The organism is Aromatoleum tolulyticum, from assembly GCF_900156155.1.
In the GTDB taxonomy this organism is placed as follows: Bacteria; Pseudomonadota; Gammaproteobacteria; order Burkholderiales; family Rhodocyclaceae; genus Aromatoleum; species Aromatoleum tolulyticum.
On sequence record NZ_FTMD01000007.1, the window covers coordinates 154,193 to 177,002 of the forward strand.

16 protein-coding genes are annotated in these 22,810 nt (G+C 68.3%); 5 read left to right on the forward strand and 11 right to left on the reverse strand.

Going from position 1 to position 22,810, the window contains the following annotated elements:
* Window positions 1-14: 14 nt before the first annotated feature.
* Window positions 15-1,235 carry an MFS transporter gene (locus tag BW991_RS12350; RefSeq protein ID WP_076602419.1) on the reverse strand — a complete coding sequence of 407 codons (1,221 nt, stop codon included), beginning with the start codon at window positions 1,233-1,235 and terminating at the stop codon, window positions 15-17.
* Between the two features lie 69 nt (window positions 1,236-1,304).
* Entirely contained in the window at window positions 1,305-2,102 is a 798-nt protein-coding gene (locus BW991_RS12355; RefSeq protein WP_076602420.1) for a thioesterase family protein, read from the reverse strand.
* 110 nt (window positions 2,103-2,212) lie between these two features.
* On the opposite strand from BW991_RS12355, the gene BW991_RS12360 reads away from it, so the two are divergent.
* Window positions 2,213-3,133: a LysR family transcriptional regulator gene (locus BW991_RS12360; RefSeq protein ID WP_076602421.1), complete on the forward strand. Its 921-nt coding sequence runs from the start codon at window positions 2,213-2,215 to the stop codon at window positions 3,131-3,133.
* A 71-nt stretch (window positions 3,134-3,204) separates the two neighbouring features.
* Window positions 3,205-3,687, forward strand: coding sequence for a YbaK/EbsC family protein (locus BW991_RS12365; RefSeq protein WP_076602422.1), 483 nt, complete (start codon window positions 3,205-3,207; stop codon window positions 3,685-3,687).
* Between the two features lie 7 nt (window positions 3,688-3,694).
* Here BW991_RS12365 and BW991_RS12370 read toward each other — a convergent pair whose 3' ends face one another.
* A complete protein-coding gene (locus tag BW991_RS12370) occupies window positions 3,695-4,387 on the reverse strand; it encodes a cytochrome b/b6 domain-containing protein (RefSeq protein WP_076602423.1) in 693 nt (230 codons plus the stop codon).
* Between the two features lie 283 nt (window positions 4,388-4,670).
* On the opposite strand from BW991_RS12370, the gene BW991_RS12375 reads away from it, so the two are divergent.
* Window positions 4,671-6,314: an outer membrane protein assembly factor BamB family protein gene (locus BW991_RS12375; RefSeq protein WP_170879095.1), complete on the forward strand. Its 1,644-nt coding sequence runs from the start codon at window positions 4,671-4,673 to the stop codon at window positions 6,312-6,314.
* Window positions 6,315-6,323: 9 nt separating this feature from the next.
* Here the strand turns inward: BW991_RS12375 and uvrA are convergent, their stop codons facing one another.
* The 5 genes from uvrA to BW991_RS12400 form a co-directional block, all read right to left on the reverse strand.
* Window positions 6,324-12,008 carry an excinuclease ABC subunit UvrA gene (uvrA, locus tag BW991_RS12380; protein WP_076602425.1) on the reverse strand — a complete coding sequence of 1,895 codons (5,685 nt, stop codon included), beginning with the start codon at window positions 12,006-12,008 and terminating at the stop codon, window positions 6,324-6,326.
* Window positions 12,009-12,011: 3 nt separating this feature from the next.
* Window positions 12,012-12,419: a prolipoprotein diacylglyceryl transferase gene (locus tag BW991_RS12385; RefSeq protein WP_076602426.1), complete on the reverse strand. Its 408-nt coding sequence runs from the start codon at window positions 12,417-12,419 to the stop codon at window positions 12,012-12,014.
* A gap of 132 nt (window positions 12,420-12,551) precedes the next feature.
* On the reverse strand, window positions 12,552-13,109 hold the full coding sequence (gene efp, locus BW991_RS12390; protein ID WP_076602427.1) for an elongation factor P: 558 nt from the start codon (window positions 13,107-13,109) through the stop codon (window positions 12,552-12,554).
* Window positions 13,110-13,164: 55 nt separating this feature from the next.
* Window positions 13,165-14,331, reverse strand: coding sequence for an elongation factor P maturation arginine rhamnosyltransferase EarP (gene earP / locus BW991_RS12395; RefSeq protein WP_076602428.1), 1,167 nt, complete (start codon window positions 14,329-14,331; stop codon window positions 13,165-13,167).
* 1,012 nt (window positions 14,332-15,343) lie between these two features.
* On the reverse strand, window positions 15,344-16,060 hold the full coding sequence (locus BW991_RS12400) for a pseudouridine synthase (RefSeq protein WP_076602429.1): 717 nt from the start codon (window positions 16,058-16,060) through the stop codon (window positions 15,344-15,346).
* An 87-nt stretch (window positions 16,061-16,147) separates the two neighbouring features.
* Here BW991_RS12400 and BW991_RS12405 point away from each other — a divergent pair, with 87 nt between their 5' ends.
* Complete coding sequence (locus BW991_RS12405) at window positions 16,148-16,618, forward strand: SRPBCC family protein (protein WP_076602430.1); 471 nt, start codon at window positions 16,148-16,150, stop codon at window positions 16,616-16,618.
* A gap of 111 nt (window positions 16,619-16,729) precedes the next feature.
* Window positions 16,730-17,698: a recombination-associated protein RdgC gene (locus BW991_RS12410; protein WP_076602431.1), complete on the forward strand. Its 969-nt coding sequence runs from the start codon at window positions 16,730-16,732 to the stop codon at window positions 17,696-17,698.
* Between the two features lies 1 nt (window position 17,699).
* Here the strand turns inward: BW991_RS12410 and BW991_RS12415 are convergent, their stop codons facing one another.
* Genes BW991_RS12415 through BW991_RS12425 form a run of 3 tightly spaced genes read right to left on the reverse strand, consistent with a single transcriptional unit; the run spans window position 17,700 to window position 22,644 of the window.
* Window positions 17,700-21,050 (reverse strand): EAL domain-containing protein, encoded by a 3,351-nt coding sequence (locus BW991_RS12415; protein WP_076602432.1) that lies wholly within the window; start codon window positions 21,048-21,050, stop codon window positions 17,700-17,702.
* A 5-nt stretch (window positions 21,051-21,055) separates the two neighbouring features.
* The gene (locus tag BW991_RS12420) at window positions 21,056-21,487 is read right to left on the reverse strand and encodes a response regulator (RefSeq protein ID WP_076602433.1); all 432 of its coding nucleotides are present in this window, start codon (window positions 21,485-21,487) and stop codon (window positions 21,056-21,058) included.
* On the reverse strand, window positions 21,484-22,644 hold the full coding sequence (locus BW991_RS12425; RefSeq protein ID WP_076602434.1) for a sensor histidine kinase: 1,161 nt from the start codon (window positions 22,642-22,644) through the stop codon (window positions 21,484-21,486). Before BW991_RS12425 ends, BW991_RS12420 begins: the two co-directional genes overlap by 4 nt.
* Window positions 22,645-22,810 lie beyond the last annotated feature (166 nt).

Genomic DNA, 22,810 nt, shown 5'->3' on the forward strand with positions numbered 1-22,810 from the left:
TTCGGAGGCGGAGTTCAGGCCGGCTGCGCCATCGGGCGCAGCACCGGCGCCTCGCGGATCGGCAGATTGACGATGGCGGCCATCGCGGCGAGCGCCATGTCGGCGTACCACATCCACGAGAAGTCGCCGAAGCGCGTGATCGCAATGCCGCCCAGCCACGCGCCGAGGAAGCCGCCGATCTGGTGCGACAGCAGCGTCAGCCCGAACAGCGTGCCGAGGTAGCGGATACCGAACAGCTTGCCGACGATGGCCGCGGTCGGCGGCACGGTCGCGAGCCAGGTGAAGCCGAGGCCGGCGGCGAAGAGGTAGAAGGTCAGCGCGGTCTTCGGCGCCATCAGGTAGATCGCGACGAGCAGCGCGCGCGACGCGTACATCGCCGCAAGTATGTGCTTGCTGCGGTAGCGCGATACCGAGGCGCCGGCGTACAGGCTGCCGACGATGTTCGACAGGCCGATGATCGCCAGCGACCAGCTCGCGACCGTCGGCGGCAGGCCGCACAGGTCGACTTCGCCGGGCAGGTGGGTGACCAGGAAGGCGATGTGGAAGCCGCAGGTGAAGAAGCCGGCGTGCAGCAGCAGGTAGCTGCGGTCGCCCATCGCCTGGCGCACGGTACGCCACAGGCCGGCGTCCTCGTGCGCGGCGTGCTGGTGCGTCGCGTGCTTCGGGTCGACGAGCACGCGCACGAGCGGCAGCGCGGCGAGCGTCATCAGCGCCAGCGACCACATCGCGCCCATCCAGCCGATGCTCTGGATCAGCTTCTGCAGCACCGGCGCGAACACGAACTGGCCGAAGGAGCCGCCGGCGTTGATGACGCCGGAGGCGGTGCCACGCGCCTCGAGCGGCAGCCGCTGCGCTGCGGCGCCGATCAGCACCGAGAAGCTGCCCGCGCCGGAACCCATCGCCGAGAGCAGCCCCAGCGACACGACCAGCCCGAAGCCCGAACCCATGAAGGGCGTGATCGCGCTGCCGAGCGCGAGGATCACGAGGCCCCACACCAGCACCTTCGCCGCGCCGTAGCGGTCCGCGAAGGCACCGGCGACCGGCTGGATCGCGCCCCACATGAACTGGCCGACTGCGAGCGCGAAGCTGATCGTCGCGATACCCAGCCCGGTCGAGGTGTTGAGCGGCGACACGAACAGGCCCAGCGACTGGCGTGCGCCCATCGTCACCATCAGGATACCGGCGGCCGAGAGGGTGACGATCAGCGCGGCGCGGCTGTTGAGGGATCGCAGCATGGTGGTCTTCTTTCTTTGTCGTTATGGTCGGGGTTGGGGTTGGGGTTGGGGCAGGGGTGTGCTTGCCGGCTACTTCTTGCGCACGAACAGCGTGTGCAGGCTGCGGCCGAGCGCGCCGTCGAGGTCGAACACCGCGGTCGTCACGGTGCCGATGCCGCCCGTGTCGATGATGGTGCGCGCCGACATGCCGAACCATTCGCCCGTCGGATGGCGGTGCATGTTGATCGTGAGATCCACCGGCACGAAGGTCCAGTGGCGGATGTCGAGCTCGGCGCTGATGCCGTTGGCCGAGTCGAGGATCAGCAGCAGGGCCTCGATGCCGTCGGTCGGCTGGCCGGCGACGAGCGGGATGCGCGGGCGCGCCCACACCGTCGCCGGCCCGGGCTCGAGGAAGCTGCCGTCGGCGAAGCGCCATTCGAGCGCATCGGCGTAGGGGAAGTAGTCGACGCCGTGGAAGAACACCTGCGCCTGCGCCTCGGGCAGCGGCGGCACCGCGAAGGGGTCCGCGACGGCGACCGCGCTCTCGGGCCTGCGCTCGACGCGCCAGGCGTGGGCGAGCAGGACGGGCTTGCCGCGCACGAGCATCTCGCCCTGGATCAGCTCGATGCGCCGGCCCGGACGCAGCACGCGCACGCGCAGCTCGCACGGCTCGACCGGCACCGGGCCGAGGATCTCGAAGGTGATGCGCGCGATGTCGAGGCCGAATTCGGACGGGAAGCGCCGCAGCGCCTGCGCGAGCAATGCGATCGGGGGGCCGCCGTGCTGGCTGTCGACCGACCACGGGCCGATCGTGGCCTCGGTGGGCTGGTAGGCGTTGTCGCCGAGCGGCTGGAAGAAGGCTTCGGGAAGCGCGATGCTCTTGTGCATGATGGATACCCTAGCTTAGGTAGGTCGCAATTTACCCGACCGATCAGGAAACAAAAAGCCGATAATCATTGCTGCTACGTCAACGATACATTGACAGCTGAAATTGACACATGAGCTGGCTCGCAAGCTGGGAAACCTTCGTGAAAGTCGTCGAGAGCGGCAGCATGGCCGCCGCCGCACGGCGCCTGGACTGCACGCGCGCGCAGGTCAGCAAGCAGATCGGCGAGCTCGAGCGGCGCTTCGGCGTGCGCCTGTTCGACCGCTCGACGCGCAAGCTCTTCCTGACGCCGTCGGGCGAAGTGTTCTACCAGCACGCGCTGCGTGCGCTCGAGTCGGTGGAGCTGACCGAAGTGGCCGTGCGCAACCTCGGCGACGTGCCGAGCGGGCTGCTGCGCATCAGCGCCAGCGTGGTGTTCGGCCGCATCTGGCTGGCGCCGCTGCTGCCACGGCTGACCGCCCGCTATCCCGAGCTCGAATGCGAGCTGATCCTCACCAACACGCTGGTCGACCTCGCCGAGGACCGCATCGACCTGGCACTGCGCTTCTGCAAGACGCCTCCCGAGGACGTCGTCGCCAAGCGCATCTTCACGATGGAAACGGTGATCTGCGCCGCGCCCGCCTACCTCGCCCGGCACGGCGCGCCGCGGCAGCCGCGCGAGCTCGTCGATCACCAGTGCTTCAGCTTCCTGCTGTCGGACAACCGCATCTGGCACCTGCTCGACCGCACGGGCGCGGAAATCGCGATCCCGGTGCGCGGCCGCATCCAGTTCAACGAGCCCGCGAGCATCCTCGATGCGACGCTGGCCGGGCACGGACTGGCGATCCTGCCGACCTACCTGTGCTGCAACGAGCTGGCCGACGGACGGCTGGTGCGCGTGCTGACCGATTACACGCCGCGCATCGACTTCGGCCGCCACCTGTACGCCTGCTACATGCCCAGCCGGGCGCGACTGCCCAAGGTGAAGGTGCTGCTGGACGAGCTGGAGGCGATGCTGAAGCCGGTGCCGCCGTGGGGGAAGCTCAGCGACTGACGCCGGTGTCGATCGCTTGGATTGAGCGGGACGCGGCGCTAAGATTCCACGCTTTGCGTTCCCGTACCGCCATGAAGCCCGCCCAGCATCCCACTGCCCTACGCACCGCACAACTCCTGAATGAAGCCGGCATCGACACGCGTGTCGTCGAGTTCGAGCAACCGACGCGCACCAGCGCGGAGGCGGCAGCGGCAATCGGCTGCACTGTCGCCGAGATCGCGAAATCCATCGTCTTCCGCGGCAAGGACAGCGGGCAGGCGGTCGTGGTCGTCGCGAGCGGGGACAACCGCGTCAGCGAGGCGAAAGTCGCGGCCCGGGTCGGCGAAGGGCTCGCGCGTGCCGACGCGGATTTCGTGCGCAGCGCGACCGGCTACGTGATCGGCGGTGTCGCGCCGCTCGGCCACGCCCAGCCGGCGAAGCTGCTGCTGGACGAGGACCTGCAGCGCTTCGACATCGTGTGGGCGGCCGCGGGAACGCCATTCTCGGTGTTCCCGCTCAGTCCGGCGCAGCTGCAGGCGCTGACCGGCGCCGCCTGGAGCGACGTGCGGCAGTAAGGCCGCGCTACCACGCGGGCGTCGTCGCGGCCGGAACGGGGGCGGGTGGCGGCAGCAGGCCGCCGGACACCGCCCAGACCGCGAACCCGGCAATCGCCAGCGCGACGACCAGCGCGACCGGGCCGCCGCCGCGCGCGGGCGGAATCGCCGGGTCGTCCACCGTCTTGACGCCGGTGATCATCGGCCGGATCAGGTTGTCCTTCTTCACGTGCGTGTGCCACATCACCGCGGCCACGTGCACGCCGACCAGGCCGTACACGATCCATTCGGCCTGACGGTGCAGGCCGCTGATCCAGCCCGACAGTTCGCTCGACACCGCGTGGTAGAGCGGGCCGTAGAAGGCGATGTCGTCGTTGGCGAAGGCGCCCGCAAGCGCCTGCCCGGCCATCAGCGACAGCAGCGCGACCGTCGACAGCGCCCCCAGCGGGTTGTGTCCGACGCCGCGCCAGTGTCCGCGCAGGTAGGCGCGGATCGCGGCCGGCGTCGGCAGGAATTGCGTAAAGCGTGCGTAGGTCGAGCCGACGACGCCCCACACGATGCGGAACACGACGACGCCGAGGATCGCCAGGCCGATGCGGCCATGCCATTCCATCGCGTTGCCGCTGATCTTCACGCTGACGATCGCGCTCGCGACCAGCGCGACGAGCAGCCAGTGCGCGAGGCGGGTGGGGAGATCCCACAGCAGGATGGGGTGCTTCATACCTTGCTTCCTTTCTTTGCCTTTCCCTTCGCGGCGGGCACCGATGCTACCGCCGCGTCACCTTCCCCGTTAACAGCGCGGGACGCAAGAAATTCCTCAGGGATGCGCGCGATGTACGAGCGGACCCCCTATTTTGTTGACCCTGCTCAAATTGCCAGCAGGTAGACCGGCCTACGCCACGGGCATTTCCTATAAGTCTTATGTACGCTCCCGCGGCGAGCTTGCTCCGCCGGCGGGGTTTGTCGTCTTTGCGCAATGCCGGCAGCGGATGAAGGATCGGACCATGCGACAGAACCTCTACCTGAAAGCATGCCGGATGCAGCGCCGGGCAGGCGCCGCGATCGCCGGTCTGATGCTGATCCTCGGACTGAGCGGGCCTGCCGCCGCAGCCCCGACCGAGCCCGTAGTGCAGTGGACCGCAGGCGGCCTGTCCGCCGGCACCGACAGCGCCGGCCAGGCGGCCCGCGTCGCGACCGACGCCTGGGGCAACGTCGCGGTGCTGTCCGGCCCCAGCGGCCGCGATCTCGCGCTCACGAGCTATACCGAAAACGGCATCCTGCGCTGGCGCAGCACGCTCAGCCCGGCGTCGGGTACCTTCTCCGGCGACTGGGTGGTCGCGGCGCCGAACGGCGACTTCGTGGCGGTCGGCCACAATGTGAATAGCAGCGGCAATCCGATCCAGATCACGCTCGCCCGATTCGACGCCAATGGCGCGCTGCTGTGGCGGAAGGAGCCGTCGGTCGGCTTCTTCCCGACGGTCGGGCGGATCGTCGTCGACGTGGACGGCAACGCCTACCTCGCGGCATCGGGACGCGGCACCGGTCGCTTCGTGCAGAAGTACGGTCCCAGCGGCGAGCTGCTGTGGTCGCAACTGGATGCGAGTGCCGGGGGGTTCGTGATCGCCGCCTCGCTGGCACTGAGTCCGGACGGCAGCGACGTCGTCGTGACCGGCAGCGTCTCGGGTGGCGCGGTGTGGAATACCGCTGTGCATGACGCCGCAACCGGGGTGCGCAAGTGGCAGGCAACGGCGGCGGAAGGCTTGGGCGCGCTGGACGTCGTCGTCGATGCAACGCGCGTGTACGTGACCGGGCAGGGCGCGACGGGTGGCGGGACGCCCGCGCTGACCTACTATCTCAGCGTCGTGGCCTACGACCGGGCGACCGGAAAGCGCGTGTGGCGGACCGACAGGAAACCCGCGGACAGTTCAGGCGCAACCGGTTTGCGTATGAGCCTGGCGCCGGATGGCAGCCTGGCCGTCGCAGGGCATGCGTACCGCGGATTCCTCGACTGGTACACGGTGGCACTGGAAAAGACGGGTGCCGTACGCTGGGAGGCGGTCCGCGACGGCGGATTGAATACCGATGAAATCCCGCGCGTGGTGCTGGTCCTGCCCGACGGCACGACCGTCGTGAGCGGCCCCGGCGGGCCCAACCTCCCCGGCGGCTACATCCCCGGCGTCACCACCGGCTACAGCTCGGGCGGCGCGCGCCTGTGGGAAGCCTTTTCGGCGATGGCGACCACATGGGCGACGGCCCTGCCGAACGGCGACGTCTGTGCCGTCGGCGGCTACGACGCGTTGATTACCTGCTGGTCGGTGCCGCCGAACGACGCGACCGAGCCTCCACCTCCACCGCCCCCGCTGCTCGCTCCGACCGCCCCGACGAATCTCGCGGCGAGTTCGAGCGTGCGCCGCCGGATCGAGCTCGGCTGGACCAACACGGCGACCAACGCGACCTCGATCACGATCGAACGCTGCCTGGGAAGCGGCTGCACGAATTTCGCGGCCGTCTCCCTGCTCGCGCCGACGGCCAGTCGGTGGACCGACGCGAGCGTGAAATCGAGATCGACCTATTCCTACCGGCTCCGGGCGTCCAACAGCGCCGGGACTTCCCCGTATTCGAACACCGCGACGGCAACGGCGCGCTGAACGCGCCGCTCAACCGGCGGCCTTCTTCGCCTTTGCACGACGGACTGGCACGGGCGCGGCAGCAGCGCCGCGCCCGTCGTCGCCAGAAGGACGCGCCCGCGCGGCCAGAAACTCCGCGAGGATGCGCGCGGTGTGCGAACCGGACGTTCCGCACACGTCCGCGACCGGCCCCTGCGCGACGATGCGCCCGCCGCCGTCGCCGCCTTCCGGGCCGAGGTCGATCAGCCAGTCGGCCTCCGCCATGACGTCGAGGTCGTGTTCGATCGCGAGCACGGTGTGGCCGGCATCCGCCAGGCGGTGCAGCACGCGGATCAGCTTGTCGACGTCGGCCATGTGCAGGCCCACGGTCGGCTCGTCGAGCACGTACAGCGTGTGCTTTTCCGGTGGCAACGGGCGGCCGCCGGTCTTGGCGCTCTCTCCTGCGCGGCCGCGCACCTTCGCGAGCTCGGTGACGAGCTTGATGCGCTGCGCCTCGCCGCCGGACAGCGTCGGGCTGGGCTGGCCGAGCGTCAGGTAGCCGAGGCCGACGTCCTGCAGCAGCGCCAGCGGATGCGCTATCGACGGATGCGCGGCGAAGAAGTCGACGGCCTCGTCGACCGGCATCGCGAGCACTTCGGCGACGCTCTTGTCGCGCCAGCGCACGGAGAGCGTCTCGGGGTTGAAACGCGCACCGCCACAAGCGTCGCAGGGCAGCTTCACGTCGGGCAGGAAGCTCATCTCGACGGTGGTCTGGCCCTGGCCTTCGCACACGGGACAGCGGCCGGCGCCGGTATTGAACGAGAAGCGCGACGCGTTCCAGCCGCGCGTCTTGGCCTCGAAGGTCTCGGCGAACAGCTTGCGGATCGCGTCCCAGAAACCGACGTAGGTCGCGGGGCAGGAGCGCGGCGTCTTGCCGATCGGGGTCTGGTCGACCTCGAGCACGCGGCCGACCGCTTGCCAGCCTTCGATACTCGCGCAGCCGACCGGCTCCGCGGCGCTCGTCTGCGCTTCGCCGCGCCTGCGCGCGCGCTGGGCGTCGGGGTCGCCGAGCAGCGCGTGCAGGCTGGCGTGGATGACGTCGCGCGCCAGCGTCGACTTGCCCGAGCCGGACACGCCGGTGACGACGGTGAGGCGGCCGAGCGGCACGCGCGCGTCGACCGCCTGCAGGTTGTGCAAGGTGGCGTCGCGCACGCCGAGGTAGGGGTGGTCGTCGGCGATCGCCAGCGGCGGACGCATCGGGTGCTGCAGCGGCGCGCGGAAACACATGCCGGTCGCGGATTGCGGCGCAGCCATCAGGTCGGCCAACGTGCCTTCGGCGACCACTTCTCCACCGCGCACGCCGGCGCCCGGGCCGAGGTCGATGACGTGGTCGGCGCGGCGGATGGTGTCCTCGTCGTGCTCGACGACGAGCAGCGTGTTGCCGCGGTCGCGCAAGGCTTCGAGCGTGTCGAGCAGCATGCGGTTGTCGCGCGGGTGCAGGCCGATGGTCGGCTCGTCGAGGATGTAGCACACGCCGCGCAGGTTGGAGCCGAGCTGCGCGGCGAGGCGGATGCGCTGCGCTTCGCCGCCGGAGAGCGTCGGCGCACCACGATCGAGCGCGAGGTAGGCGAGGCCGACCTGCTGCAGGAAGTCGAGGCGGCCGCGGATCTCGCTGACGAGATCGCGCCCGATATCGGTCTCGCGGCCTGCCAGTTTCAGGCTGTCGAAGAAGCCCGACACCTTCGCGACCGGCTGCGCGGACAACTCATGGATGCCGAGGTCCCTGAAACGCACCGCACGCGCGACCGGGTTCAGGCGCGCGCCGTCGCAGGACGGGCAGACTTCTTCGGTGACCTGTTCGGTGTCGGCGAGATCGAGTTCGTTGGCGTCCTCGACGCGGCCGATGGTGCGCTGGCCGGTGCCGTAGCAGCTCGGGCACCAGCCGTGCTTGGCGTTGTACGAGAACAGGCGCGGATCGGGTTCCGGAAAGCTGTCGCCGCAGGACGGGCAGGCGCGCAGCGTCGAGAAGGTGTGCGGCTGCGCGCCGACCTTGCCGAGCTCGAGCACCTTGACGACGCCCTTGCCGTGCTCGAGCGCTTCGGCGAGCTGGGTGCGCAGCACGGCTTCGTGTTCGGGACCGACCACCGCCATGCCTACGGGAAGCTCGATCGTATGTTCGACGTAGCGGTCCAGCCGCGGCCATTTTGAAGTCGGCAGGTAGCCGCCATCGACGCGCAGCTGGTCGTAGCCCTTGCCCTTGGCCCATTTCGCCAGCGCCGTGTACAGGCCCTTGCGGTTCGTCACCAGCGGTGCGAGCAGTTCGACCGACGCGCCGCGGTAGTCGCGCAGGATCTGCGCCGCGATCGCATCGAAGCTCTGCGGCGACACCGGCACGTCGCACTTCGGGCAGTACTGCGTGCCCAGCTTCACGTACAGCAGGCGCAGGAAGGGCTGGATCTCGGTCAACGTGCCGACCGTGCTCTTGCGTCCGCCGCGGCTGACGCGCTGCTCGATCGCGACGGTCGGCGGGATGCCGAACAGCGCATCGACGTCGGGGCGCGCGGCCGGCTGCACGAACTGGCGCGCGTAGGCGTTGAGCGATTCGAGGTAGCGGCGCTGACCTTCGCCGAAGACGATATCGAAGGCCAATGTCGATTTGCCCGAGCCGGACAGGCCGGTGATCACCGTGAAGCGGTCGCGCGGGATCGTCAGGCTGACGTTCTTCAGGTTGTGCTCGCGCGCGTGGCGGATCTCGATCGCGGGGGCGGCGACCGGGCGGTAGCGCGCGACCGGTTCGGCGACCGCCGTCACCGGCTTGCCGAGCGAATCCGCGTAGGCGGCAAGCGCCTTGCCGGTGTGCGACGCGGCGCAGGCCATCACGCTCCGCGGCGTGCCGGCGACGACCAGCTCGCCGCCCGCTTCGCCGCCTTCCGGGCCGAGGTCGAGGATCCAGTCGGCGGCGAGCAGCACGTCGAGATTGTGTTCGATGACGACCAGCGCGTGGCCGGCGTCGAGCAGTTTTTCGAAGGCGCGCAGCAGCGTCGCGACGTCCTCGAAGTGCAGGCCGGTGGTCGGTTCGTCGAACAGGAACAGCAGGCGGCCGGGATTGGCCCTGGATTTGGACTTCTTCCCGGCGAGCTTCGCCGCTTCGGCGAGATGGCCGGCGAGCTTCAGCCGCTGGGCCTCGCCGCCCGACAGCGTCGGCACCGGCTGGCCGAGCTTCAGGTAGTCGAGGCCGACATCGGCGAGCGGCGCGAGCGCGGCCTGCACCGCAGGCTGGTCGGCGAAGAAGGCGAGCGCCTCGGATACCGTCATATCCAGTACGTCGGATACCGACTTGTCGCGCCACTGCAGTTCGAGCACTTCCGGGCGGTAGCGCTTGCCGTCGCAGTCCGGGCAGCGCAGATAGACGTCGGACAGGAACTGCATCTCGACGTGCTCGAAGCCCGAACCGGTGCAGGTCGGGCAGCGGCCGGTGCCGGAGTTGAAGCTGAAGGTGCCGGGCGTGTAGCCGCGTGTCTTGGCTTCGGGCAGCACGGCGAACAGGGTGCGGATGGCGTCCCACGCGCCGACGTAGCTGACGGGGTTCGAGCGCGCGCTCTTGCCGATCGCGGACTGGTCGACCATCACGACGCCGGCGAGCTGGTCGAGCCCTTCGAGGCGGGAAAACGCGCCGGGGGCTTCGGTCGCCTGGCCGAAGTGCTTGGCGAGCGCGGGATAGAGGACGTCCTGAATCAGGCTGGACTTGCCGGAACCGGACACGCCGGAGACGCACACCAGCTTGCCGAGCGGAATCGCGATATCGACGTCGCGCAGGTTGTGCTGGCGCGCGCCGACGAGGCGCAGCACGGGATCCGTGGCGGCGACCGGGCGCAGCTTGCGGCCGGCGTCGACGCGTTTCTTGCCGGCGAGGTAGGCGCCGGTCAACGAGGCGGGGTCGGCGGCGAGCTCGGCCGGGGTCGCATAGGCGACGATCTCGCCGCCGCGTTCGCCGGGGCCGGGGCCGATGTCGAGCAGGCGGTCAGCGGCGGACATCAGCTGCGGGTCGTGTTCGACGACCACCAGCGTGTTGCCGGCGTCGCGCAGCCGCGTCATCACCGCGAGGATGCGGTCGATGTCGCGCGGATGCAGGCCGATCGAGGGTTCGTCGAGCACGAACAGGGTGTTCACAAGCGAGGTGCCGAGCGCGGTGGTGAGGTTGATGCGCTGGACTTCGCCGCCGGACAGCGTGCGCGACTGGCGGTCGAGCGTGAGGTAGGCGAGGCCGACGTTGGCGAGGTAGTCGAGGCGGCTGCGGATCTCGCCGAGCAGCAGTTCGGTGGCTTCGTCGAGACCGGACGGGAGCTCGACGCGGGCGATGAAGTCGCGGACGCGGCTCACCGGTTGGGCCATCAGTTCGTGGATCGCGAGGCCTTGCCCGGATCCCGCGAAATAGGGGACAGACCCCAATTCATGAATCTCAAATTGGGGTCTGTCCCCTATTTCGCTACCCGCTTTCTTCTCGCCCAGACGCCACAACAGCGCTTCCGGTTTGAGCCGCGCGCCCTTGCACGCGGGGCATTCCGTGTAGCTGCGGTAACGCGACAGCAGCACGCGGATGTGCATCTTGTAGGCTTTCGTCTCCAGCCAGTCGAAGAAATGACGGACGCCGTACCACTTGCGCGGCCACGACGACTCCCAGCTCTTCCACTCGGGGTCGCCTTCGAGCACCCACTGGCGGTGTTCGGGCGGCAGCTCGCGGAAGGGGACGTCCATCGCGACGCCGTACTTCTTCGCCATCTTCGCGAGGTCGTCCTGGCATTCGCGGTAGCTCGCGGTCTGCCAGGGTTTGACCGCGCCTTCGGCGAGCGTCTTCGATTCGTCGGGGACGACGAGCGAGAAGTCGACGCCGATCACCCGCCCGAAGCCGCGGCAGGTGTCGCAGGCGCCGATCGGCGAGTTGAAGGAGAACAGGCCGGGCGTCGGATCCGAGTAGTGGATGTCGCAGTCGGCGCAGTGCAGATCGCGCGAGAAGCGCCACACCGTCTCGCCACCCTCCCCCTGCGCGCGCACCGCGAGCTTGCCGTGGCCGTGGGTCATCGCGGTCTCGACGGCCTCGATCACGCGGCTGCGTTCGGCGTTCGCGAAGCGGAAGCGGTCCTGCACGACGTGCAGCACGTCGCCGCCGTTGCTGCCATTACCGCTTTCGCGCGCATGGATGCGCGTATAGCCCTGCTGGTTGAGCAGCTGCGTGACTTCTTCTTCGCTGAAGTTCGCCGGCACCGGCACCGCGAAAGTCAGCACCAGGCGCGGATCCTCGCCCGCACAGCGTTCGGCCAGGGCCGCATGCACGCTGTCCGGATCGTCGCGCCGCACTGCCTTGCCGCAACCGCGGCAGTAGAGCCTCGACCCGCGAGCGTAGAGCAGCTTGAAGTGGTCGGTCAGCTCGGTCATGGTGCCGACCGTCGAGCGCGAAGTGCGCACCGGGTTGGTCTGGTCGATCGCGATCGCCGGCGGCACGCCTTCGATGCGATCGACCTGCGGCTTGTCCATGCGGTCGAGGAACTGCCGCGCGTACGGCGAGAAGGTCTCGACGTAGCGGCGCTGGCCCTCGGCGTACAGGGTGTCGAAGACCAGCGAGGATTTGCCGGAGCCCGAGACTCCGGTGACGACCGTCAGCTCGTTCAGCGCGATATCGAGCGAGAGATTCTTGAGGTTGTTCTGGCGCGCGCCGAAGATGCGGATGCGGTCGGACATCGTTTATTTTTCTTCCTTGCGCGTCGCGTCCTTTGCGGCGTCGACCGCATCCTTGCCGGCTTCCTTGAGCTTCTCGGCCGTCGCGCGTGCGGAGTCTGCGGCCTTCTGCGCGGCCTCGGTCGTCGCCTCCTTGACCTCGGCCGCCTTCTCCTTCGCGGCCTGCCCGACCTCGCCGGCGACTTCCTTGCTCCTCTCGACGCCTTCTTTCGCCGATTCCTTCACCGATTCGGCCGCAGCGGATGCCGCTTCACCGGCCTTCTGCGCGGCCTCGCCGGCCTTTTGCGCCGACTCCTTCGCCGCCTCGATTGCCTGACTGCCGGCGGTACTGGCCTTGTCGGGTTCTTTCTTGCCACAGGCGGCCAGTCCGAGGGAAAGGCTCGCGATCAGCACGACAAACAGGGTCTTGTTCATTCTTTTGCTCCTTGCTGACAGGGTGCTCTCAAGATATCGCCCGGCGCCGAAAGTTCAAGGCAAATGCGGTCCGGAAAAGACGAAGGGCCCGCACTCGGCGGGCCCTTCCGGTCGCGACGCGGAACGCGCGGATTACTTCACGCGGTTCTTGTACTCGTCGGTGCGGGTGTCGATTTCGATCTTGTCACCGATTTCGACGAACGCCGGCACCGGCAGTTCGAAGCCGGTCGCGAGCTTGGCGGGCTTCATCACCTTGCCCGAGGTATCGCCCTTCACGGCGGGTTCAGTGTAGACCACTTCACGCACCACCGAGTTCGGCAGATCGACCGAGATCGCCTTGCCGTTGTAGAACACCACTTCGCACTGCAGGCCGTCTTCGAGGTACTTCAGCGCGTCGGTCATGTTCTCGGCTTCGACTTCGTACTGCTCGTAGTCGGCATCCATGAACACGTACATCGGATCGGCGAAGTACGAGAAGGTCACTTCCTTCTTGTCGAGCTGGACGACTTCGAACTTGTCGTCGGCCTTGTACACCGACTCCGACGGAGCGCCGGTGAGCAGGTTCTTGAGCTTCATCTTCACGACCGCAGCGTTGCGGCCGGACTTGTTGTATTCGGCCTTCTGCACGACCAGCGGGTCGGTGCCAACCATGATGACGTTGCCGGAGCGGAGTTCCTGTGCGGTTTTCATGCTGTTTCCTGATGTAGATCGGGCGCGGACATTTTGGCCGCACATTGTAATAAACCTATGATTTTACCTTTAGTTCTGCAAATTGCACCAGCGCCGAAGCAAGATCCTGCCGGCTCGCGAGCCCGTCCGACCAGCGGCGCGTGTGCGGCGCGAGCCGCGGCAGCGCATCGGCGAAGGCGGGCCAGGCCGCGGCAAGGCTCCCCTCGCCGTTCCACGCCTTCCAGAACGCGCGCGTCGCCTGCGCGGCCGGCACATCGAGGCCGGCGAGGTAACGGGCGAGGAAGGCGTCGAGCTTGTCGTGATGCACGGCCTCGTCCTGCTCGTAGATGTGCCACACGAAGGGCTGCGCGGCCCATTGCGCGCGCACGAAGGAATCCTCGCCGCGCACGAAGTTGAGCTCGCACGCCCACAGCAGGCGGTCATAGTCTTCGGCGTCGAGGAAGGGCAGGATCGCGGCCGTCAGCCCGCCCGCGGCCAGGATCTCGCCCGCCTGCGCGTCCGCGTGCCCGAAGAAGCGCAGCACGTCGCCCAGCACGCGGCCTTCCGGCACCAACAGCAGGGTCGGGCACGGCGCGTCGGCCCACAGGCGCAGCAGTTCCGGCAGTTGCGGCTGCTCGTAGGCGAACAGCGACACGAGGCGCGCGCCCTCCGGCACCGCCGCAATGCCGAGGCCGGCGAGCCAGTCGCGCCGCGCCGCCGCATCGGCCTGGAAACGCTCGCGCGCCACGAGCAGGCCTTTTTCGCGCAACAGGCCGCCGGTGCGCGCGGTGAAGCCGGGAAAGCAGAACCGCTTGGTCATCGGCAGGCGCGGATGCGGCGAGGTCAGGCCGTGGCAATCCTCGACCCACTCCTCGGCCGACAGGTATTCGAGGTTGATCCACTGCGGCGGCGGCGTAGCGGCTGCCATCGCCGCGACGTAGGACGCGGGCGGTTCGCAGGCGAAGGCCTCGACCACCGCACGCGCCGGCAGCACGTCGGGAAAAGGCTCGCGCCAGCGGCGCACTTCGACGCCCTGTGCGCGCAGCGAATCGCCCGCTGCGGCGGCGGCCGGACACAGGCGCGCGAAGGTCGTCCAGTCGTCCACCCACAGCCTGACCGAGCACCCGTGGTCGTGCGCCAATGCCTTGGCAAGCCGCCAGCAGACGCCGATATCCCCGAAGTTATCCACAACCCGGCAGAAGATGTCCCAGTCGAAGACGGACGGGGCGTCGGAAAGGCTCATGGCAGTGGACAAGTGCGGGAAAAGGGCAGGAATGCTTTGTGGGAAAAGGGCTGGATCGGCATGGACCGTAAAACTGGACACAATCGGCACACAGGTGAACCCGGGGCTTATCTACTGACTTTTACCGTCCCGGAGTGCCCGCAGACACTGGCCAATCCGAACTTATCCACAGAAAACGCGACACTATATATATCTTTATCTTTTAATTAAAACTAAATACAAAAAGCAAAACCCAAAACGCCCGGCGGACAGCCGGCACGGACGCAAACAGGCACTTCACCTGCGGCTGCGACAGCGAAGGACTCTCCGACCGTCCGATGTCCGGAGCCCCTCTACCGGCTGCAAACGCTCATGACCGACCGCGGCAGCGCAAGGCCGTGACGACCCCTTGACGATCGGACCAACCATCGCGTCGTCACGCCTGCGGTTTTGCGGATGGTCGATCGCAGCGAATTCCGTCGCCTCGTGTTCGCGAACATCGCTCGGTGCTGCAAGCCGGGTTTCGTTTCACTCCGGCAATCGAATACGTGAAGTCCGGTCGCGGAGGGAGCGACCGGACTGGTCACGTGGGTACTTGCCGGAGTCGATAAGGCCTCCGCGGCGGCATCAATCGCATTCTGCAGGTCCCCGCAGTGGATAAGTCCGTGGAGGAGCACAGGGAGCGTTTGTGGGCAGGGGGCGAATATTCCCCAACGGCCAAAACGGGTCACATTCGGTGCACAGGTGAACCGGGCACTTGTGTACGGGGTTCTACAACGCCAAAACCGCTGCAGGCATTGGCGGTTCAGCACTTATCCACAGAAATCCGTCGCCTATCTTCTTCTTTATCTTTTAAATTTAAAGAAATACAGAAGAACAAAACACAAGGCTGCGGAAGACGGCCGGGGTACCCCCGGAATAGGGTGCTCCCCTCGATCAAGGGGAGCGTGGTCTGCAGAGAAGGGGAAATGCACGGTCCGGAAACGGCGCTGCGGACGCAGCCCGTGCAGGGAGGCCCGGTGCGGGCCGGTGTTCAGGCTTCTTCGGAATACGTGGCGAGTCGGGTGAGGTCGGCGTCGTCGAGCCAACACCATTCGCCCGCTGCGAGCTCCCCGGGCAGGGCCAAGCCGCCGACGACGCTGCGATGCAGGGCTTCGACGCGGTTGCCCGCCGCTGCGAGCATGCGCTTGACCTGATGGTACTTGCCTTCGGTGATCGTGAGCCTTAGACTCCGCTCCCCCGTTTGCAGGCAGGCCGCCGCGGCGATCGGCGCCGGCTCGTCGACGAGCTCGACCCCCGCGAGCAGGGCCGCGACCAGCGCATCGTCGACCGGATGCTTGGTCGTGACCTCATAGACCTTGGGCGTGCGCTTCTTGCCCGAGCTCCAGCGGTGGATGAACTGGCCGTCGTCGGAGAGCAGCAGCAGGCCGGTGGTGTCCTGGTCGAGCCGACCGACGCACTGCACGTCGCGGTTCGCCAGCATGTCGGGCAGCAGCGCGAACACCGAGGGGTGGAATTGGGGATGACGCGAGCACTCATAGCCGGCGGGCTTGTGCAGCATCAGGTAGGCTTTTTCGCGATACACCCAGGTTTCGTCGTCTACGCTGAATTCGAGGCCCTCGGGGATGAACTCTTCGGCGGGGTTGTCGAGGATCCGGCCTGCGACAGCGACCAGGCCGGCACGGATCAGGGTGCGGCATTCCTTGCGGCTGCCGAACCCCTGGGAATGGAGTAGTCGTTCGATCTGCATGGGCGGATGCTAACCGAAACATGTGGGACACTATCGCCCCGGTACCATGGTCGACCCGAGCATCGACCCCGCACTTGGAGCCTGCTGGTGAATTTTGAACATCTGCTGGTCGTGAACGACCCGGACAATCCGCTCGTCGCGCCGCTCACGCGCGAGGAGCTGTGGTTCGGCCTGCTGTGCCGGGCCGAGGATTCGCGGCCCTTCCTGCCCGGCCTGGAGGCGTGCACGATCCTGTCGCGCAGCGACACCGAGCTGGTGCGCGAACTCAGGTTCGGCAGCGCGGTGATCCGCGACCGCGTGACGCTGCAGCCGATGGAATGGGTGCGTTTCGACACCGAGCACACCGACGCGCATGCCGGCGGCAGCCTCACGATCGGCATCGAGGAACCGGCCCCCGACACGATGGTGCTGCGCTTCCACTACCGTACGACCTTGACCGAACAGGGCGTCGGCGACGACGTTCCCTATGTCGAATACGTCAAGTCGGCCTATCACCAGTCCGACGTCGACACCCTGCGCGTGATCCGCATGATCGCGGAGTCGGGCCGCATCCAGTAGCGCACCCGCCCGGCCCTTGCTGCGGCGGCGCTTCTTCCGGCAGCGCCGCCCGCATTTCCGGCGCATTTTTCGCGCATTTTCCAAACAACCCCGCACACGGACGAATTTCCCATGTGGTTCAAGAACCTGCAGATCTATCGCGTTCCCGCCGGCTGGACGATGACGGCCGAAGCCCTGGAGGAGCAGCTCGCGCGCAAGCGCTTCGTGCCCTGCGGCAGCCAGGACCAGGAAACCCGCGGATGGCTCTCGCCCACCGGTGACGAATTCCTCGTCCATCGCGTCGGCGGCCAGTGGCTGATCGCGCTGGGCCTGGAGCAGAAGCTGCTGCCCTCGTCGGTGGTGAAGCAGGAAGCCGAGGAACGCGCCGAGGCGCTGGCCGAGCAGCAGGGCTACAAGCCCGGACGCAAGCAGATGAAGGATCTGCGCGAGCAGGTTTTGCAGGAATTGCTGCCACGCGCGTTTACAAGGCGCAGGAAGGTCTTTGCATGGATCGACCCCACCGGGGGGTGGCTGGGCATCGATGCACCCAGCCAGGCCCGCGCAGAGGACGTCCTGGAGGTATTGCGCCAGACCCTCGACACCCTGCCGCTCGCGCTGGTGCGCACCGAGCTGTCGCCTACCAGCGCGATGGCCGACTGGCTCGCGGGCGGCGAGGCGCCCGCCGGCTTCACGATCGACCAGGACTGCGAACTGCGTTCGGTCACCGAGGACAAGGCCGCGGTGCGCTACGTGCGCCATCCGCTCGAAGGCGACGAGGTGCGCGGCCACCTGACCGCCGGCAAGCTGCCGACCCGCCTCGCGCTGACCTTCGACGACCGCGTGAGCTTCGTGCTGACCGAGAAGTTCGAGATCAAGCGCCTCGACTTCCTCGACGTCGTGAAGGAAAACCTCGATCAGCAGGGGGCCGAGGACGCGCGCGCGCTGTTCGATGCGGGCTTCGCGCTGATGACCGGCGAGCTGCAGCGCCTGCTGCCGGCCGTTGTCGGTGCGCTGGGCGGCGAACTGAAGGGCGGCGACGCGCCGGCGGCCGCGGGTGGTGTCGCGTTTGCCACCGAGGCCGCGAGCGACGCGCCGTTCTGACTCAGCGCGTCAGCAGCTTCTCGAATTCCTCCGCCGGCAGCGGGCGGCTGAACAGGTAGCCCTGGTAGCTGTCGCAGCCCTGTTCGGCGAGGAAGGCGAGCTGGGCGGCGGTCTCGACGCCCTCGGCGGTCACGGCGAGGTTGAGCTTGCGTGCCAGCGCGATGATGCCGCCGGCGATCTCCATGTCGTTGCGGTCCTGCGGGATGTTGCGCACGAAGCTCTGGTCGATCTTGAGCACCTCGATCGGCAGGTTCTTCAGGTAGGACAGCGACGAGTAGCCGGTGCCGAAGTCGTCGATCGCGAGCCGCAGGCCCATGCTGCGCAGCTGGCCGAGGCGTTCGACGGCCTGCGCCTCGTGGCCCATGATCATGCTCTCGGTGAGCTCGAGTTCCAGCGACTGCGGCGGCAGGCCGGTGCTCTCGAGGATTGCGGCGATGCGGTCGGGCAGCTCGGCCTGCCACAGCTGGCGCGCCGACAGGTTCACCGACACCTGCAGCGGCGGCAGGCCGGCGTCGGCCCAGCGTCGCGCCTGCCGGCACGCGGAGTGCAGCGCCCACTCGCCGATCGGCACGATCAGGCCGCTTTCCTCGGCGAAGGGGATGAAGCGTCCCGGCGCGACGAGGCCTTCCTCGGGATCGTTCCAGCGCAGCAGCGCCTCGCAGCCGACGATGCGGCCGCTGGCGATGTCGACCTGCGGCTGGTAGTGCAGCACGAAGCGCTCGTGTTCGAGGGCGTGGCGCAGGCGCCGTTCCAGGCTCAGGTGGCGTTGCGCCTCCGCGCTCATCGCGTCGGTGAAGAAGCGGTAGGTGTTGCGCCCCTGCGCCTTGGCCTGGTTCAGGGCGGTGTCGGCATGCTGGATCAGCGGTGCCGCGGTCCGTGCGTCCTGCGGATACATGCTCACGCCGATGCTGGCACCGACATACACCGGCTGGCCGTCCGCGAGCTCCAGCGGCTCGCGCAGGCGGTCGATCAGGGTCTGCGCGACGTGGGCGGCCTCGTCCGGCTTGGCGAGGTCTTCCAGGACCACGAGGAACTCGTCGCCGCCCCAGCGCGCCAAGGTGTCGTCGCGCTGCAGGCAGCCGCGCAGGCGCTGCGCGATCGCGATCAGCGCATCGTCGCCGGCGCGGTGGCCGAGGCTGTCGTTGATCGTCTTGAAGCGGTCGAGATCGATGAACAGCACGCCGATGTGGCTGCCCTGGCGCGCAGCGCGCTCGATCCCATGCTCCAGGCGCGACTGCACGAGCAGGCGGTTGGGCAGGTCGGTGAGCGGGTCGTAGTGCGCGAGGTGTTCGAGCTGGGCTTCGGACTGCTTGAGCTTGCTGATGTCGGTCATGACCCCGACGTAGTGCGTCGGCCGGCGCTCGTCGTCATGCACGGCGCTGATGCTGAGCCACTGCGGGTACAGCTCGCCGTTCTTGCGCCGGTTCCAGATTTCCCCCTGCCAGTCGCCGGTGCGCGCGATCTGTGTCCACATGCGGCGGTAGAAGGCGTCGTTCTGCAGGCCGGATTTCAGCAGCTGCGGCGCGTGGCCGATCGCTTCGTCGCGCGAGAAACCCGTCATCTCGCACCACGCGCGGTTCACGCTGACGATGCGGCGATCGAGGTCGGTGATCATGACGCCGTCACGGGTGCTCTCGATCACCGCCGCGGCCTGGCGCAGCGCGTCGTTGGCGCGCACTTTCTGCACCGCCAGCGCGGTGATCGCGGTGAATTCGTCGATGATCGCGACAAGCGCCTCGTCCTTCTCGCGCGGGGTGTCGAAGTACGCGGCGAAGGTGCCGAGCACCGTGCCGCCGGCGTCGCGGACGGGGAAGGACCAGCAGGCACGGAAGCCGACGCGCGCGGCGATGTCGCGGAACGGCACCCAGTTGATGTCCGTCGTCACATCCGCGGCGATCACCGCCGTGCCGCGCGCGGCGGCCGTGCCACAGGAGCCCATGCCCTCGCGCGGCTGCAGCTGCTCGACGGCGTCGCGGTAATAGTCGGGCAGCCGGGGCGCCGCACCGTGCGTGAGGCGGCCGGTCGCCGGGTCGAGCAGCAGGATGGACGCGCGCATCTGCGGAACAAGCTGTTCGAGGCGTTGCACGACGTCCTCGAGGATCACCGGCAGCGGGTCGCCCGCGACCAGGCGGTTGAGCACGGCACCGCGCGCGGCTTTCAGCTGTTCGGCCTGTTTCGGCGCGCTGATGTCGGTCCAGGTGCCGACCACTTCGAGCAGCCCGCCGCCGTCGGCGCGCATCACGCGCATCTGGTCGCGGATCCAGATCACGCGGCCGTCGTCGGCGACGAAGCGGTATTCATGGTCGAGCCGGCCGTCGCGCAGCAGGCCGGTCTGCGCGTCGAGCACCGCCTTGCGGTCCGCCGGGTGCAGGTGGGCGAGCCACCATCCGGGAACGAGGACCTCGTCGACGCTGCTGCCGGTGATGCGCCCGACGTTTGCGCTGACCCAGTTCGCGACGAGGCTGCCGTCGTGCAGGCGCAGCGTGTACAGCACGACCGGGCTGGCCGACAGCAGGTAGGCGAGGTGCGCGCTGGTCGCCCGCAGTTCGGCGCGTTCGCGCAGCAGTTCAGCCTGCTCGCGCACTTTTTCCAGGGTGGCCGGCAGGGCATTGAGATAGCCCTCGTAGCGCGCAATGCAGTCGCTCACACCGGCGTTCAGCGCCTGTACCGCGATTTCCTCGGCGCCGCTGCCGGTCAGCAGCACGATCGGGCGCGCGAGGCCGCGCTGCTCGCGCAGGACGCGCACGAGTTCGAGGCCGTCCATGCCGCCGATGCCGGTGTCGAGCAGCAGCACGTCGAAGTCGGGCGCCTGCGCCGGGTCCGCCGGAACGGCGGCGAGCACCGCGGCCGCGTCGGCGACGACGTCGAGGCGGATATGCGGCACATGGCGGGCGAGGTGCTGGCGCGTCAGCGTCGCGCGGCGGGTGTCGTGTTCGCCGTACAGTACGTGCAGCGGCGCCAGCCGGCGCGCCGGAGCGGCCAGAAAGCGCGCGAATGCGGCGCGTAGCGTCGCCGGCAGCTGCGCGAGGTAGTCGCCGCGCTTGACCACGTAGCCGTCGGCGCCGGCCTTCAGCGCCGCCAGTGCGGCGACCTGGTCGCCGGAACCGGTGAGCATCACGACGGCGAGCGGCAGCTGACGTTGGCGCACCTCGGCGAGCAGCTCGAGGCCCGACCCGCCGGGCAGTCTCAGGTCCGACAAGAGCAGGTCGTAAGGCAGGGGGCCGGACAGCAGCGCCAGCGCCGCTGCCAGCGTCGGCACGACATCCAGCGCGATGTCCGGTGCGACGCGCGCGAGCATGCGCTGCGCGAGATCGGCGTCGGCGGTGTTGTCCTCGACGTAGAGGACGCGCAATCCGCCTAACTCGGAAGTGCGTTCAGCAGACACCAGTATTGCTCGATCTGTTCGGTCACCTCGATGAAGCGCGCGAAGTTGACCGGTTTGATGATGTAGGAATTGGCGCCGAGTTCGTAGGCCTGGCCGACGTCGGCATCTTCGCCCGAAGTCGTGAGCATCACGACCGGAAGGCAGCCGAAACGCGGATGCGACTTCAGCTGACGCAGCACCTCCAGGCCGTTGACGCGCGGCAGCTTGATGTCCAGCAGCACCAGCGCCGGCGGCGGGTGTCCCTGCTCCCAGCGGCGGAGGTAGGCGAGCGCTTCCTCGCCGTCGCGGGCGACCTCGATCCTGCGGTCCGGGCCGCGGCGCGCGAAGGCACGCAGCGCGAGGTCCAGGTCGACCGGATTGTCCTCGACCAGCAGGATGCTGCGTCCGCCGTGCTCGCCTGTCATTGCCGAAGCTCCACGTGGAAGGTCGCGCCCTGGCCCGGTTCGCTGACCGCCCAGACCGTTCCACCCATGCGCTGCAGCGCCTTGCGTACCAGCGCGAGCCCTATGCCGGTGCCGGGATAGTCTTCGGCGCGATGCAGACGCTGGAATATCTCGAAGATGCGATCATGATACTTCATGTCGAAGCCCACGCCGTTGTCGGCCACCGTCAGGACGATGTGACGGTCATGCCGGTACGCATCTATCCTGATGTGCGCTGCGGGCGCCGTGCGGGTGAACTTGAGGGCGTTGCTGACGAGGTTGCGCAGCACCAGCGTGAGCCCGCTCGGGTCGGTGCGGACCTGCGGCGGCAGCTCCTTCACGACGACCTCGACGGCGCGCGTCTGGATCTCGTGTGCGAAGCCGTCGAGTACGCCCTGCACGACGGCGGGCAGATCGACGGCGCGGATGTCCAGCGCCTGGCGCTCGATGCGCGAGTAGGCGAGCAGGTCCTCGATCAGCTCGTGCATGGTCAGCGCGCCGCGCCGGATGCTCATCAGGAAGTGGCGGCCGTCCTCGTCGAGGCGATCGCGGTATTGTTCGAGCAGCAGCTGGCTGTAGCCCTCGATGCCGCGCAGCGGCGCCTTGAGGTCGTGCGAGACGGTGTAGGAGAAGGACCGCAGTTCCTGGTTGGCGGCCTGCAGCTGCGCGGTGCGCTCGGCGACGCGGTCTTCCAGCGTGGCGTTGAGGCGGCGGACTTCGGCCTCGGCGGCCTTGGTCGCGGTGATGTCGAGCAGCACGCCGTGGATCTCGGTCACGGCGCCGTGTTCGTCGCGCGTGAGCCAGGTGCGGTCGTCCAGCCACACCCACGTGCCGGAGGCGGTGCGGATGCGGTATTCCTGGCGGTAGTCGTCCGGCCCGTTGGCGAGGTGTTCGGCGACGTCGCGCTCGATGCGCGGGCGGTCGTCGGCGTGGATCAGGTCGGCGTACTGGATCCTGCCCGAGATGAAGTCGTCGCGGCCGTAGCCCCACTGTGCGACGCCGTCGCTGACGAAGCGGACCGGCCAACCGGGCTGGTTATGCCACTCGATCGCCACCACCGGCGAGCGGTTGATCAGCGCGGTGATGCGGGCGGCGTCCGTCGCGTTGCACGGGGCGGTCGCATCCGTCGGTTTTTCCATCGTGTTCCTCCGGCCTGGTGCGTCGCGGGACCGCCAGTGCGGGGCGCCCGGGCTGCTTGTCGGAGGATTCTACCGCCCTGCCCGGCGGATGCTGTGGAGTGTTCCGCGCCAATGCCGCCGGTGTGCCGGAATCGGGTAATCAGGACGCTGTGCGTCGCGCGGAGGG

What these genes read in the sequence shown, in the direction of transcription:
- efp (WP_076602427.1), bottom strand. Translation starts at nt 13,109, where the DNA reads ATGAAAACCGCACAGGAACTCCGCTCCGGCAACGTCATCATGGTTGGC.
- BW991_RS12350 (WP_076602419.1), bottom strand. Translation starts at nt 1,235, where the DNA reads ATGCTGCGATCCCTCAACAGCCGCGCCGCGCTGATCGTCACCCTCTCG.
- BW991_RS12375 (WP_170879095.1), top strand. Translation starts at nt 4,671, where the DNA reads ATGCGACAGAACCTCTACCTGAAAGCATGCCGGATGCAGCGCCGGGCA.
- BW991_RS12370 (WP_076602423.1), bottom strand. Translation starts at nt 4,387, where the DNA reads ATGAAGCACCCCATCCTGCTGTGGGATCTCCCCACCCGCCTCGCGCAC.
- BW991_RS12410 (WP_076602431.1), top strand. Translation starts at nt 16,730, where the DNA reads ATGTGGTTCAAGAACCTGCAGATCTATCGCGTTCCCGCCGGCTGGACG.
- BW991_RS12420 (WP_076602433.1), bottom strand. Translation starts at nt 21,487, where the DNA reads ATGACAGGCGAGCACGGCGGACGCAGCATCCTGCTGGTCGAGGACAAT.
- BW991_RS12425 (WP_076602434.1), bottom strand. Translation starts at nt 22,644, where the DNA reads ATGGAAAAACCGACGGATGCGACCGCCCCGTGCAACGCGACGGACGCC.
- BW991_RS12400 (WP_076602429.1), bottom strand. Translation starts at nt 16,060, where the DNA reads ATGCAGATCGAACGACTACTCCATTCCCAGGGGTTCGGCAGCCGCAAG.
- BW991_RS12385 (WP_076602426.1), bottom strand. Translation starts at nt 12,419, where the DNA reads ATGAACAAGACCCTGTTTGTCGTGCTGATCGCGAGCCTTTCCCTCGGA.
- BW991_RS12355 (WP_076602420.1), bottom strand. Translation starts at nt 2,102, where the DNA reads ATGCACAAGAGCATCGCGCTTCCCGAAGCCTTCTTCCAGCCGCTCGGC.
- earP (WP_076602428.1), bottom strand. Translation starts at nt 14,331, where the DNA reads ATGAGCCTTTCCGACGCCCCGTCCGTCTTCGACTGGGACATCTTCTGC.
- uvrA (WP_076602425.1), bottom strand. Translation starts at nt 12,008, where the DNA reads ATGTCCGACCGCATCCGCATCTTCGGCGCGCGCCAGAACAACCTCAAG.
- BW991_RS12365 (WP_076602422.1), top strand. Translation starts at nt 3,205, where the DNA reads ATGAAGCCCGCCCAGCATCCCACTGCCCTACGCACCGCACAACTCCTG.
- BW991_RS12360 (WP_076602421.1), top strand. Translation starts at nt 2,213, where the DNA reads ATGAGCTGGCTCGCAAGCTGGGAAACCTTCGTGAAAGTCGTCGAGAGC.